At 66.2% G+C, this 12,190-nt stretch carries 11 protein-coding genes; 7 read left to right on the top strand and 4 right to left on the bottom strand.

The genetic code is table 11. The features are described from left to right. Positions 1 to 1,499 (top strand): xanthine dehydrogenase family protein molybdopterin-binding subunit (locus KHY18_RS25820; RefSeq protein WP_213306960.1); only part of this gene is annotated, 1,499 nt, incomplete at its 5' end. 66 nt (positions 1,500 to 1,565) lie between these two features. On the opposite strand, the gene KHY18_RS25815 is transcribed toward KHY18_RS25820, so the two are convergent. The 3 genes from KHY18_RS25815 to KHY18_RS25805 all read right to left on the bottom strand — a co-directional run bounded on the left by KHY18_RS25815 (position 1,566) and on the right by KHY18_RS25805 (position 4,577). After that, positions 1,566 to 2,780 carry a multidrug effflux MFS transporter gene (locus KHY18_RS25815; RefSeq protein WP_249729389.1) on the bottom strand — a complete coding sequence of 405 codons (1,215 nt, stop codon included), beginning with the start codon at positions 2,778 to 2,780 and terminating at the stop codon, positions 1,566 to 1,568. Next, positions 2,780 to 3,835: an NAD(P)-dependent alcohol dehydrogenase gene (locus KHY18_RS25810; RefSeq protein ID WP_213306957.1), complete on the bottom strand. Its 1,056-nt coding sequence runs from the start codon at positions 3,833 to 3,835 to the stop codon at positions 2,780 to 2,782. The genes KHY18_RS25815 and KHY18_RS25810 overlap by 1 nt, the downstream gene beginning before the upstream one ends. Before the next feature lie 163 nt (positions 3,836 to 3,998). Beyond that, entirely contained in the window at positions 3,999 to 4,577 is a 579-nt protein-coding gene (locus KHY18_RS25805) for a flavodoxin (protein WP_213306954.1), read from the bottom strand. Positions 4,578 to 4,699: 122 nt separating this feature from the next. Here KHY18_RS25805 and KHY18_RS25800 point away from each other — a divergent pair, with 122 nt between their 5' ends. The 4 genes from KHY18_RS25800 (at position 4,700) to KHY18_RS25785 (ending at position 8,092) form a co-directional block, all read left to right on the top strand. Next, a complete protein-coding gene (locus tag KHY18_RS25800; RefSeq protein WP_213306951.1) occupies positions 4,700 to 5,641 on the top strand; it encodes a LysR family transcriptional regulator in 942 nt (313 codons plus the stop codon). A gap of 132 nt (positions 5,642 to 5,773) precedes the next feature. Further along, complete coding sequence (locus KHY18_RS25795) at positions 5,774 to 6,247, top strand: (R)-mandelonitrile lyase (RefSeq protein ID WP_213306948.1); 474 nt, start codon at positions 5,774 to 5,776, stop codon at positions 6,245 to 6,247. Further along, the gene (locus KHY18_RS25790) at positions 6,225 to 7,013 is read left to right on the top strand and encodes a carboxymuconolactone decarboxylase family protein (RefSeq protein ID WP_249729388.1); all 789 of its coding nucleotides are present in this window, start codon (positions 6,225 to 6,227) and stop codon (positions 7,011 to 7,013) included. Before KHY18_RS25795 ends, KHY18_RS25790 begins: the two co-directional genes overlap by 23 nt. 2 nt (positions 7,014 to 7,015) lie before the next feature. Beyond that, a complete protein-coding gene (locus tag KHY18_RS25785; RefSeq protein ID WP_213306945.1) occupies positions 7,016 to 8,092 on the top strand; it encodes an alpha/beta hydrolase in 1,077 nt (358 codons plus the stop codon). 34 nt (positions 8,093 to 8,126) lie between these two features. On the opposite strand, the gene KHY18_RS27325 is transcribed toward KHY18_RS25785, so the two are convergent. Continuing rightward, positions 8,127 to 9,731, bottom strand: coding sequence for a methyl-accepting chemotaxis protein (locus KHY18_RS27325; protein WP_283771372.1), 1,605 nt, complete (start codon positions 9,729 to 9,731; stop codon positions 8,127 to 8,129). A gap of 615 nt (positions 9,732 to 10,346) precedes the next feature. Between KHY18_RS27325 and KHY18_RS25775 the strand changes: the two genes are divergently transcribed. Further along, positions 10,347 to 11,165: an amidohydrolase family protein gene (locus tag KHY18_RS25775; RefSeq protein ID WP_213306942.1), complete on the top strand. Its 819-nt coding sequence runs from the start codon at positions 10,347 to 10,349 to the stop codon at positions 11,163 to 11,165. 21 nt (positions 11,166 to 11,186) lie between these two features. Further along, positions 11,187 to 12,152 carry a tripartite tricarboxylate transporter substrate binding protein gene (locus tag KHY18_RS25770; protein ID WP_213306939.1) on the top strand — a complete coding sequence of 322 codons (966 nt, stop codon included), beginning with the start codon at positions 11,187 to 11,189 and terminating at the stop codon, positions 12,150 to 12,152. Positions 12,153 to 12,190 lie beyond the last annotated feature (38 nt).

The following is a 12,190-nucleotide window of genomic DNA, read 5'->3' as shown; positions in this document are numbered from 1 at the left end:
TGGTGGCCGTGCCCAAGGCCTGCCCGGTGCACGGCGGCAAGCTCAAGAGTTTCGACGCTGCGGCCATTGCCAACCGGCGCGGCGTCAAGCAGGTGCTGCGCGTGGACGACGCCACCGTGGCCGTGGTGGCCGATACCTTCTGGCGCGCCAAGAGCGCGCTTGAAGCGCTGCCCATCATCTGGGACGAAGGCGCGAACGCCACGGCCTCGAGCGAAAGCATTGCCGCATCGCTGCGCGAAGGGCTGTCGGCGCAGCAGGCCTATGTGGGCAACCGCATCGGCGACGCCAAGGGCGTGCTGGCCCAGGCCGCGCGCGTGATCGAGGCCGACTACGGCTATCCCTATCAAAACCATGCGCCCATGGAAATCCTCAGCGCCACCGTGCGCTGGAGCGCCCAGCGCTGCGAGATGTGGGGCCCGACCCAGGTGGCCGATGCCGCGCTCGACGAGATGGCCAAGGCCGCGGGCCTGCCTGCCACGGCCTGCGAAGTGCACACCATGCGCATAGGCGGCAGCTTTGGCCGGCGCCTGTACACCGACTACGTGCGCATCGCGACGCTGATCGCCAAGCAGGTGCCCGATACCCCCGTCAAGATGATGTGGACACGCGAGGAAGACATGGCCCAGGGCCAGTACCACCCGGTGACGCAATGCCGGCTGCGCGCGTCGCTGGACAGCGCGGGCGAAGTGCAGGCGCTGCACATGCGGCTGTCGGGCCAGTCGATCTTTGCCTACCATGCCCCCACGCGCATCACGCCCGAAGGCGGCGACCCTATCGTCTACCAGGGCCTGGTCGCCGAAGGCGCCGAGATGGCCATGGGCTATACCTTCCCGCACTTGCTCGTGGACCACGCGATGCGCAACCCGCATGTGCGCCCCGGCGCCTGGCGTGGCGTGAATCTGAACCAGAACGCCGTGTACCTCGAGTGCTTCATCGACGAACTGGCCCATGCCGCGGGCCAGGATTCGCTGGTGTTCCGACGCAAGCTGATGGCCACACACCCCAAGCACCTGGCCGTGCTCGAAGCCGCGGCAAAAGGCATAGGCTGGGACTCGCCCGCGCCCGCGGGCCGCCACCGCGGCCTGGCACAGATCATGGGCTTTGGCAGCTATGTGGCGGCAGCCGCCGAAGTCTCGGTGACCGACGGCAAGCTGAAGATCCACCGCATCGTCGCCGCCACCGATCCCGGCCATGTGGTCAACCCGCAGCAGGTCGAGACGCAGATCACGGGCTCCTTCGTCTACGGCCTGTCGGCCATGCTCTACGGCGAATGCACGGTCAAGGACGGGCGCATGGAGCAGCAGAACTTCGACACCTACAACGTGCTGCGTCTGGACGAGATGCCCGAAGTGGAAGTCATCACCATGCCGTCGGGCGGCTTCTGGGGCGGCGTGGGCGAGCCGACCATTGCCGTGGCGGCGCCGGCGGTGCTCAACGCCGTGTTTGCGGCCACGGGCAAGCGGGTGCGGCAATTGCCGCTGAAGAACACGCAGCTCTAAGCTGCGCCTGGCCCTCTCGGCGCAGGGCCAGGGCCGTGACCGCGTGGCCGTTTACCAACCGGCGTGCTAGCCGGGCACCACATCCGCGCGGCCGCGCTGCCACCACGCCATCACCGCGCAGCCCGCCGCAAACACCGCCATCACCACGATCAGCGAATGCGGCGTTCCCTTGGGCAGGGCCGCCAGCAGCAGCGACGAGATGATGCCGCTGCCGTACTGCAGCGACCCGATCAAGGCCGCGGCCGAGCCGGCGAGTGCGGGCGGAACGCGATCGAGCGCAGCTGCAGTTGCGCTGGCCGCAATCACGCCGTTCATGGAGAAGAACACGAAGACCGGCAGCACGATGCCCGGCAGGCCGCCCAACTGCAGCAGCACCACGACCACGCCGATCAGCATGGCTGCCGCCGCGACCGCACTGGCAACGCGCAGCAGCCGGTCCAGGCTGTAGCGGCTGACCAGCTTGCGGTTGATCAGGCTCACGGCCATCAGGCCGACGATGTTCACGCCAAACAGCCAGCCGTAGTGCTGCGGCGCGACGCCAAAGTACTCGATGTACACATGCGGCGAGCCGGTGATGAACGCATAGGCGCTCACATAGAACAGCGTCACGCACAGCGTGTAGCGCATGAACACCGCATTGCTCAGCAGCGCGCGGTAGTCGGCAAACGCCGCGAGTGCCGGCGTCGTCGCACGGCGCTCGACGGGCAGCGTCTCGGGCAGGCGGCGCAGCGCGAACAGCATCAGCACGCCTATGCCGGCCAGCAGCCAGAAGATGCCGTGCCAAGAGCCAAAGCGCACGATCTGCCCGCCCAGCAAAGGCCCGGCGATGGGCGCAATCGCCATGATCACCGTGAGCGTGGACAGCGTCTGCGCGGCCTTGGTGCGCGGATAGAGGTCACGCACCATGGCCCGCGCGAGCATAGGCCCGGTGCAGGCGCCAAAGGCCTGGAACATGCGCCAGAACACGATCTCGCCCAGCGTCTGCGACAGCGCGCAGCCGACCGAGCCCACGACGAACAACAGCACGCCTATCACCAGCGGCCGGCGCCGGCCTATGCGGTCGCTCACCGGACCCCAGACCAGCTGCGCGAGCGCGAAGCCGACCAGAAAGCTGGTGATGGTCAGCTCCATGTTGCCCTGCAGCTCGCGCGCCATCTGCGGCATGGCCGGCAAATAGATGTCGGTGGACAGCGAAGTGAAGGCCATCAGCGCGCTGAGTACCAGCAGCAGCCGCAGTTCGCTGGCCGGCGCGGCCGGGCGCGCCGGCATCGATACCGCCATCAGGCGGTCTCGGCCGCAAGCGACGCCATGTCGATCACGAAGCGGTAGCGCACATCGGCCTTTTCCATGCGATCGAAAGCTTCGTTGATCTGGTCCATGCGAATCATTTCGCAGTCGGGCAAGATGTTCTTCTGGGCGCAGAAGTCCAGCATTTCCTGCGTTTCGCGTATGCCGCCGATCGGCGAGCCCGCAATGCGCCGGCGGCCCAGCAGCAGCGGCACGGTGTTCATTTCCTGCATGGGGCCGACCTGGCCGACGATGACCAGCGTGCCGTCCACGTCCAGCAGCGGCAGGTAGGGATCGACCGCGTGTTTCACGGGCACGGTGTCTATGATCAGGTCGAAAGCATTGGCGGCCTGGGCCATGGCCTGGGGGTCGGACGAGGCCAGCAGCCGGTGCGCGCCCAGGGCCAGGGCATCGGCCTCCTTGTCGGTGCTGCGGCTGAGCACGGTCACTTCGGCGCCCAGGCCCACGGCCAGTTTCACCGCCATATGTCCCAGCCCGCCCAGGCCGATCACGCCCACGCGGCTGCCCGCGCCCACATTCCAGGTGCGCAGCGGCGAATAGGTGGTGATGCCCGCGCACAGCAGCGGCGCGGCCCGCGCCAGGTCCAGGCCGGCAGGCACGCGCAGACAGAACTCCTCGCGCACCACCAGATGCTTGGAATAGCCGCCTTGCGTGTTCTCGCCGCTGATGCGGTCGCGGCCCGCATAGGTGCCGGTATTGCCCGCGCGGCACAGCTGCTCCTCGCCGCGGCCGCACTGGTCGCAGGCCATGCAGCTGTCGACCATGCAGCCCACGGCCACATGGTCGCCGACCTGGTACTTGCTGACCTGGGCACCGACGGCCGTGACGCGGCCGACGATTTCGTGGCCCGGCACGATGGGGTAGTAGCTCCAGCCCCAGTCGTTGCGCGCGGTGTGCAGATCGGAATGGCAGACCCCGCTGTACAGGATCTCCATCGCGACATCGTTGGGCCGCAGGCTGCGGCGCTCGAATTGGAACAGCGCGAGCGGGGAATCGGGGGTGTAGGCAGCGTAGCCGGTGGTTTTCATGGGCAACTCCATTGCGGAAAAAGCGGCAGGCGCGCAGAGGGCGCCCGAGATAGTGACCACTTTAGGGAAACCGCGGCCGCGGCACTAGTCCGTCATGGCTTGCAGGATTGGCAAGCTGCGCTTGCCAAAGAGGCGCAAATTGCCACGCTGCTGCCGCGCCAAGTCATGGGGCCGCGCCGCTGCCCAACCACTGCGTCACGCGTTCCATGGTGCGCCGCTCCTGGTCCATCTCGATGACGAAGCCTTCGCGCAGGTGCGCATTCGGGGCGTGGCGCGCCAGCACGGCGCGGCTGTTGCCGGGGCCATAGCCGCCATGGGTGATGAAAGGGATCAGCGTCTTGCCCGACAGATCGTGGGCAGCCAGAAAGGCGCGAATCACCGCAGGCGCGGTCTCGCCCCAAATAGGAAAGCCCAGGAACAGCGTGTCGCAAGCGGCCAGGTGCGTCGCCCGTGACGCCAGCGCGGGCTCGAAACCCGCGTCGCGCTCCTTGCGCGCCTGCGCCACTGTGGCCAGATAGTCCGCGGGGTAGGCGGCGCTGGGAACGATCTCAAAGAGCTGCGCATTGCGCGCGCGCTGAATCACTCCGGCGACCACGCGGGTATTGCCCGAGCGCGAGAAATACGCGACCAAGGTCTTCGATGGCAGGGCAGGCGTTTCGCTGCCGTGGGCCGCAGCCTGGGCGGAGCCGGCCACCAGCGCCGCCATCACATTGCGCCGGCCCGGGTCGTGATCGGATGTCATGGGAGTCTCTCTTTCATGGGGAGGGCAGCGACACAAGCAACGCCGACCAGGCAAAGATAGTCGTTTCACCAACCTTTGATTAGCGGCAGAATGCCGCAAAGACTTGTGAAACGGGTTCAGCAATGGCACGCGACAGCTACAACGACCTTCTTGCCTTCATTCAGGTGGCCCAGCAGGGCAGCTTCACGAAGGCGGCCGCGCAGATGGGCGTTTCGCCCTCGGCGCTGAGCCATGCGATACGCGCGCTCGAAGCGCGGCTGGACATGCGCCTGCTGACCCGCACCACGCGCAGCGTCTCGACCACCGACGCCGGCCTGCGCCTGCTGGCCAGCGTCGCGCCGCATTTCGCGGACATAGACGCCGAACTGAGCGCCGTCAGCGCGCTGCGCAACAAGCCCTCGGGCACGGTGCGCATCACGGCCTCGGAGTTTGCCGCGAGCTATCTGATCTGGCCCAAGCTCTCCCAGGTGCTCACCGACTATCCCGACATCACCGTCGAGGTGACGGTCGATTACAACCGCACCGATATCGTCGCCGAACGCTATGACGCCGGCGTGCGCCTGGGCGACGAAGTCGCCAAGGACATGATCGCGGTGCGCATCAGCGCCGACCAGCGCATTGCCGTGGTGGGTTCGCCGGCCTATTTCGCTGAGCGGTCCCTGCCCAAAAAACCGCAAGACCTGGCCGAACACAACTGCATCAATCTGCGCCTGCCCACGCATGGCGGCCTGCTGCCCTGGGATTTCCAGAAGGGCAGGAAAGTCATCAAGGTCAGGGTCACGGGGCAATGGATCTACAACAGCTCCACGCCCATGCTGCGCGCCGCGCTGGCCGGCCAGGGCCTGGCCTTTCTGCCCGAAGACATGGCGCTCGATCACCTGGCCAAGGGTGAACTGGTGCGCGTGCTCGACGACTGGTGCCAACCTTACTCCGGCTACCACCTCTACTACCCCAGCCGAAGGCAGACGTCCGGGGCCTTGGCCGTGGTGGTCGATGCCTTGCGCCATACCGAGCCCGCGCGACGCGCCCGAAAGCCCAAGGCGGGCGCAGCCGGCGCGCGCTGACGCCGAAGGGCCGGCGATTGCTGAATGCAGTTCACAGGTCTATGTCGAATTTGCCTACTTATCGGCGCACGCCCACCTAGGTACATTGCCAGGCGAACAAGCTGCGGGCCGGGCCCGCGACAAAGGACCTGGATGAACAACACCGTTTGGGGCCTGGCGCTGTGCGCCGCGGCCGCCACAGCCACCGCCGACGACAACCCGCCAAAGCAGCAGATCACGCCCGCGGGCAGCCAGGCGCCGAGCGTGGGTTCCGCCGAGTACTTCACGGGCCGCGTGCGTGTCGATCCGCTGTTCACGCCCAACGCCAGCATCAACGCCTCGGCGGCCTACGTGAGCTTCGAGCCGGGCGCGCGCTCGGCCTGGCATACCCACCCCGCGGGCCAGCGCCTGGTCGTGACTTCGGGCATGGGCTTGACGCAGGAATGGGGCCAGCCCGTGCAGACCCTGCGCCAGGGCGATGTGGTCTGGTGCCCGCCGGGCGTCAAGCACTGGCATGGCGCGGCGCCCCACAGCGCCATGACCCACCTGGCCGTGGGCAGCAACGTGAACGGCGTGACCGTCAACTGGATGGAGAAAGTGACCGATGAAGAATACAACGCCCGCTGAGCGCCACATGGTCCGCACCGTCGCCGCCACTCTGGCCCTGGGTCTGGGAATGGCCGGCGCCCAGGGCCAGGCCTTACCCGGCAGCGCGCCGCCGCAGCCCGCACAAACCACCGTCGCTGCGTCTGAAACGCTGTCCGCGCGCCAGCAGTCGATTGCGCTGATCGCGTCGTTCATGGCCGCCAGCGACATGCCGCGGCTCAACACCGCGTTGAACCAGGGTCTGGATGCGGGCCTGACGATCAGCGAGGCCAAGGAAGTGCTGGTGCAGCTCTATGCCTACGCGGGCTTCCCCAAGAGCCTCAACGCGCTGAGCGAGCTGCTCCAGGTGGTCGAGGCGCGCAAGCAGCGCGGCATTCAGGATGCCGCCGGGCGCGAGCCCAGCCGCGCCGTGGCCACGTGCGACGCGCTGGTCGCAGTGGGCCAGGACAACCAGACGAAGATTTCAGGGCGGCCGGTGCAAGGCCCGGTGTTCGATTTCGCGCCGGTGATCAACCAGTTCCTGCAAGCCCATTTGTTTGGCGACATCTTCGAGCGCGACAACCTCGACTGGCAAAGCCGCGAGCTGGCCACCGTCGGCGCACTCGCCGCCATGCCAGGCGTGCAAGCACAGCTGCGCTCGCATATGGCGGCCAGCATGCGAGTCGGGCTTACGGCCGCGCAGTTGCGCCAGTTGGCGCAGGTGCTGACCGAGCGCGGCGATGCGCAGGCCGGCGCCCGCGCCAGCGAAGCGCTCAAGCAGGCCTTGGCCGCGGCAGCCGGAGGCTGAACATGAAGGCCGCACTGACCTTGCTGACCACGCTGGCCGCGGCAGCGCTCATCACCGGCTGCGCCACGCCTTCCACCGGCTCGGGCCCGCTGGTGATCCAGGCCCAGGGCAGCTTTGCCGTGGGCGGAACGGTGCAGGCCACGCCCGGAAGCTACAACAACAATCAGCCGAGCGCCGCAGGGCAGAGCCTGCATGGCGATCATCTCTACGCGTTCTACCAAGTGCCGCAGCATGCCAGAAGCCTGCCCATCGTCATGCTGCATGGCGCGTTTCAGTCGGCACGCAGCTGGGAGACCACCTCCGACGGGCGCGAAGGCTTCCAGACGCTGTTCCTGCGCCGCGGCTACCCCGTGTATCTGGTCGACCAGCCGCGCCGCGGCCGCGCCGGCAACAGCACCGTGGCCACGACCATAGAGCCCACGCCCACCGACCAACTGTTCTTCGACCAGTTTCGCCTCGGCAAATGGCCGAACTACTTCGGCAACGTGCAGTTCGAGCGCAGCGCGGCGACGCTGGAACAATTCCTGCGCTCGGTCACGCCCAATACCGGGCCTTACGACGCCGGCGTGATCTCCAACGCCATGTCGGCGCTGTTCGACAGGACCGGGCCAGCGATCCTGTTCACGCATTCGCAGGGCGGTGGTCCGGGCTGGCTCACGGCAATCAAGAACGCCAACGTCAAGGGCATCGTCGCCTTCGAGCCCGGCAGCGGCTTCATCTTCCCGCAAGGCGAGCTGCCAGCGGCCATGCCCAGCGCGGCGGGCATGTTGTCGCCAGAATCGGTACCGCTGGCGGATTTCCGCAAGCTGACCCGGATTCCCATAGTCATCTACTACGGCGACAACTTCCCCATCGAGCCCACCACCGAGCGCGGCCAGGACAACTGGCGCGTGCGCCTGGCGATGGCCAGGCTGTGGGTGGCCGCCATCAACCAGCATGGCGGCGACGCGCGCCTGGTCCATCTTCCCGAGATCGGCGTGCGCGGCAACACGCACTTTCCCATGTCCGATCTCAACAACGCGCAGATTGCCGATCTGGTCGCGCAGTTTCTCGCAGAGAAGAAGCTCGCGGCGTTTTGACCGGCATCTTCCGCCTCGAATGAAGGCGCCGGCGCTATGCCAAACGCAATGCCGACACCGGCGCTGACGTGTCCTGTCCCAGCCGGAAAACCGCTACCGCCTGCACCAGTTGCTGCGCTTGCAGGTTGAGGCTGTCGGCCGCAGCGGCAGACTCTTCGACCAGGGCGGCGTTCTGCTGGGTCACCTGGTCCAGCTGCGCCACGGCATCGCTGACCTGGCCTATGCCCGTGGTCTGCTCGCTGGTGGCGGCACTGATTTCGCTGATCAGATCGCTCACGCGCTGCACCTGTCCCACGATCTCCTGCATGGATGCCCCGGCCTCGTTCACCAGCTTGCCGCCCGCATCCACCGCATGCACGCTGTTGGCGATCAGCGTCTTGATCTCTTTCGCGGCCTCGGCACTGCGCTGCGCCAGGCTGCGCACTTCGCTGGCCACCACGGCAAAGCCCCGGCCCTGTTCGCCCGCACGCGCGGCCTCGACGGCGGCATTGAGCGCCAGGATATTGGTCTGGAATGCAATGCCGTCGATCACGCTGATGATGTCGGCGATCTTGCGCGATGCCGCATTGATCTGCGCCATCGTCGCCACCACCTGCTCCATCACCTGACCGCCCTGGCGCACCGCCTGACTGGCGTTGCCGGCCAGTTGGGTGGCCTGGCGGGCCGATTCCGCGTTCAGCTGCACGGTGCTGCTGATCTCTTCCATGGAAGCCGCCGTCTGCTGCAGGTTGCTCGCTTGCTCTTCCGTGCGCTGCGACAGGTCGGCATTGCCGACAGAAATCTGGCCCGCGCCCGTGGCGATGCTGTCGCTGCTGGAGCGCACCGAGCCCACCACGCGGCGCAGCGATGCCTGCATGCTCTCCATGGCATGCACCACCGAGCCGCTGCGGGCCTTGGAGACGTCGATGTGCGTCGTCAGATCGCCCTGGGAAATCGCATTGGCCACCCGTGCCACGTCGCCAGGTTCGCCGCCCAGCTGGCGCGTGAGCCCGCGCGTGATGAGCACGCCCAGAACAACCCCCAAGGCCACACCGCCCAGTGTCAGCAGGATCAGCAGCAGGCGGATGTCCGCATAGATGGCGTCGGTTTCCTCATTCAACCGGCTGGCGGCAGCCATGCGTCGCTCCACCAGTTGGGACATCAGTTCATCGGCCTTGTTGGCCAGCGGGCGCACGACGGTGAACAAATGCTGGGTCGAGCCCCGGGTTTCATTGAGCGGCTCGGCACGCAGCAAGGCCACCGTTTGCGCCGAAGCCTGTGTGTAGGCCTGGACCGCCGAACGGGTCGCGTCCAGCAGCGCCTTGCCTTCGGCGGTCGCAAAAGCCTTTTCTGCCTTTTGGATCTCAGCCTGGGTATTCGACAGGCGTGTCTCCATCTCTTTCAGATGCGCGTCACGGTCGTCGCTGGAGAAGGCCAGGATCGCGCTGCGCAGTGCGCGCGTCGCGGACAGCAACTGGATATTGGCCTCGGCGGCCTGGCGCAAGCTGACGGTTTCGCGCGCATACATGGTGGTGGCCAGCGCGTTGATTTGTCCCGCTTTCAAAATGCCTTCAAGACCGATCAATGCCGCAATGGCGGCGATTGCCATAAACCCGGCAAGCAGCTTGGTGCCTACGGCCCACTGTGAAAACGCTTTCATTTGTACTCCGATAGTGATGATTCGACGCCAGTCCCGCGGCGGCGCCATGCCTGCCCTTACAAAGAGACACTTGTGTAGCGGGAGGCGAAATGTATTTCAAAACGTAACTCCATGAAAGTATGTAGGAATATGTTGTGTTATCTCTACAGAAATTTGGCCTATCCGCGCATCTGATTGGATTTCACCAACGAAAGCATGGAAAAACAGGGGCGCAAGCGACGGCTGCGCACGGCGGCGCAGGGGCTGCGTCCGGTCGCCGCATCGGCGCCGTTTTTCCCTCTGATAGCTGGCCCATGCTCCAGCGGCTAACGTGCTTGCAAGCAAGCCGGTTGCACGCATTTTTTTCAAAGCAAAAGTGATTGCAGTTTCAGCAATTCATGCTTCCACTAATTGCAAAGCTGGATTTATCATTAAGAAGAATTTCTTCCCAAGACCGCACAGAAAATGTCCTGGCCCGGTGCCGGTCACAACGTCAGCCCGCGCCGGACTGACCGCGCCAGAGAAGCGCAATGCGGCACTACATGGATATTGCAGCCGTTTTGCCATAACGGCAGCTTATGGATAGGCAACACCAGGCCGCTCACAGACCACGCAGCGCGCCCCTACAGTGGCGCCATGACCGCAGCGCTCCTTGTGGATACCCACGCACATGTCTTTCTGCGCCAGATGCCGCTGGCTGCCGCCCGTCGCTACGCGCCCGACTTCGATGCCACGCCCAGTGAATACCTGGGCCTGCTCGATGCGCATGGCTGTACCCATGGCGTGCTGGTGCAACCCAGCTTCCTGGGTGTAGACAACAGCTACCTGCTGGACGTGCTGCGCCAACACCCGCAGCGCCTGCGCGGCGTGGTGATGCTCGAGCCCACGACCACCGAGCAGGAGCTGGCGGCGCTGGCCGCGCAAGGCGTGGTGGGCGTGCGCTTGAACCTGGTGGGTCAGGCCTTGCCCGATCTCAGACTGCCGGTATGGCAAGCTTTCCTGGGCCGCATCAAGGCACTGGATTGGCATCTGGAGCTGCATCGCAGTGCGGCCGATCTTTCGCCGCTGATCGACGCCGCCGCAAGAACGGGTTGTCGGGTCGTGGTCGACCATTTCGGCCGGCCCGACGCCGGCAAGGGCAGTGCGGACCCCGGTTTCGCCGCGCTGCTGGGCCATGCGGATTCCGGCCGCGTGTGGGTCAAGCTGTCGGCCGCCTACCGCAACCATCCGCCGGGGACGGGCGATGGCGCGGCGCGTGAATGCGCACGCCAGTTGCTCGCGGCCTTTGGCCCGCAGCGCCTGGTATGGGGCAGCGACTGGCCGCACACCCAACACCAACATCTGGCCACCTACGGCGCAAGCCTGGCCGCTTTGACCGACTGGGTGCCGGATGCGGCCCAGCGGCGCCAGATTCTCGGCGCCACGGCGGCCGAGCTGTTCCATTTCACCCCCTAACTAAAATCATCCGGAGACAATATGCAAAGACGTTCCATTGCCCTTGCCATCGCCGCCCTGGCACTTGCGCCCGGCGTGCAAGCCCAGAGCACTTTTCCCAGCAAACCCGTGCGCCTGGTCGTGACCTATCCGCCAGGCGGCACGGTCGATGTGGCGGCGCGCATTCTGGGCACCAAGCTGTCCCAGATCTGGGGCCAGCCCGTGGTGATCGAAAACCGTGCGGGCGGCGGCGGCATCATCGGCGCGCAAGCCGTGCTGACATCGCCGGCCGACGGCTACACGCTGATGGTCGACGCCTCCAACCATGCGCAGAACCCGGCGCTCAAGAAGCGCATGCCTTTCGACACGCTGCAGGCGTTTGCGCCCGTGTCGCTGCTGGTGAAAGTGCCCAGCGTGCTGGTGGTCAATCCGGCGTTTCCGGCGCAGTCTCCCAAGGAACTGATCGCCTACACCCAGGCCAACCCCGGCAAACTGGACTTTGCATCGTCGGGCAACGGCTCGGCCCAGCATCTGGCGGCCGAATTGTTCGCGCTCAAGACCGGCGCCAAGATGACCCATGTGGCCTACCGCGGCGGCGGCCCGGCCATGGTCGACGTGATGGCAGGCAATGTGCCGGTGTTCTTCGCCAGCCTGGCCTCGTCGCTGCCGTTCATCCAGAGCGGCAAGCTGCGGCCCTTGGCGGTCGCAGGGCAAAAGCGCTCGCCGGTGCTGCCCGACACCGCCACCTTCACCGAAGCCGGCGTCGCTGGCGTCGACGTGTACGAATGGAACGGCCTGTTTGCCCCTGCGGGCACTCCCGCCGCCGCCGTGGAAAAGATCAGCAAGGATGTGGCCGCGGCCTTGAACGACCGTGAAGTCAAGGCCAAGCTGATGTCGCTGGGCGCCGAAGTCATCGGCTCCAGCCCCAAGGAGCTCGATCAGTTCCGCCGCGCCGAAATCACCCAATGGACGGCGCTGGGCAAGCGGGCGAACATTTCGCTGGACTAATAGCGGCTAACACGACCCAGCAAATCGAAGATTTGCGG

Source organism: Acidovorax sp. CCYZU-2555 (assembly GCF_018413525.1).
Classification (GTDB): domain Bacteria; phylum Pseudomonadota; class Gammaproteobacteria; order Burkholderiales; family Burkholderiaceae_C; genus Comamonas.
This window is presented reverse-complemented; position numbering and strand designations above follow the sequence as displayed.

Excerpts from the sequence above, each read along its gene's own strand:
- KHY18_RS25815 (WP_249729389.1), bottom strand. The coding sequence starts at position 2,780 with ATGGCGGTATCGATGCCGGCGCGCCCGGCCGCGCCGGCCAGCGAACTG.
- KHY18_RS25810 (WP_213306957.1), bottom strand. The coding sequence starts at position 3,835 with ATGAAAACCACCGGCTACGCTGCCTACACCCCCGATTCCCCGCTCGCG.
- KHY18_RS25805 (WP_213306954.1), bottom strand. The coding sequence starts at position 4,577 with ATGACATCCGATCACGACCCGGGCCGGCGCAATGTGATGGCGGCGCTG.
- KHY18_RS25800 (WP_213306951.1), top strand. The coding sequence starts at position 4,700 with ATGGCACGCGACAGCTACAACGACCTTCTTGCCTTCATTCAGGTGGCC.
- KHY18_RS25795 (WP_213306948.1), top strand. The coding sequence starts at position 5,774 with ATGAACAACACCGTTTGGGGCCTGGCGCTGTGCGCCGCGGCCGCCACA.
- KHY18_RS25790 (WP_249729388.1), top strand. The coding sequence starts at position 6,225 with ATGAAGAATACAACGCCCGCTGAGCGCCACATGGTCCGCACCGTCGCC.
- KHY18_RS25785 (WP_213306945.1), top strand. The coding sequence starts at position 7,016 with ATGAAGGCCGCACTGACCTTGCTGACCACGCTGGCCGCGGCAGCGCTC.
- KHY18_RS27325 (WP_283771372.1), bottom strand. The coding sequence starts at position 9,731 with ATGAAAGCGTTTTCACAGTGGGCCGTAGGCACCAAGCTGCTTGCCGGG.
- KHY18_RS25775 (WP_213306942.1), top strand. The coding sequence starts at position 10,347 with ATGACCGCAGCGCTCCTTGTGGATACCCACGCACATGTCTTTCTGCGC.
- KHY18_RS25770 (WP_213306939.1), top strand. The coding sequence starts at position 11,187 with ATGCAAAGACGTTCCATTGCCCTTGCCATCGCCGCCCTGGCACTTGCG.